This window comes from Adlercreutzia sp. DFI.6.23, from assembly GCF_024462535.1.
Lineage (GTDB): Bacteria > Actinomycetota > Coriobacteriia > Coriobacteriales > Eggerthellaceae > Adlercreutzia > Adlercreutzia rubneri.
In genome coordinates this window covers 1-406 of record NZ_JANGBP010000172.1, presented here as the reverse complement: position 1 = coordinate 406, position 406 = coordinate 1, and the positions used below count along the sequence as shown (strand labels likewise).

General features: G+C 59.1%; 1 protein-coding gene. It reads left to right on the top strand.

Features of this window, described 5'->3' with window-relative positions; genetic code table 11:
• Positions 1-406 (top strand): arginine deiminase family protein (locus tag NE591_RS12865; RefSeq protein WP_256156816.1); only part of this gene is annotated, 406 nt, incomplete at both ends.

Below are 406 nucleotides of genomic sequence, written 5' to 3'. Positions count from 1 at the left end.
GATCCGTTCAACATGATCGGCAACGGCGTGGGCATCAACCGCATGTACAGTCAGACGCGCAACCGCGAGACCATCTACGGCGACTACATCTTCAACTACCACCCGGATTTCAAGGACGTGCCGCAGTACTACAGCCGCGAGAACACCTTCCACATCGAGGGCGGCGACGAGCTGAACATCAACGAGCACGTGCTGGCCATCGGCATCTCCCAGCGCACCGAGCCCGACGCCATCGATCAGCTGGCCCACAACGTGTTCGGCGACGAGACGTCCACCATCGACACCATCCTGGCCTTCAACATCCCGGTGTCCCGTGCCTTCATGCACTTGGACACCGTGTTCACCCAGATCGACTACGACAAATTCACCATCCATCCCGGCATCATGGGACCATTGACCGTCTTCG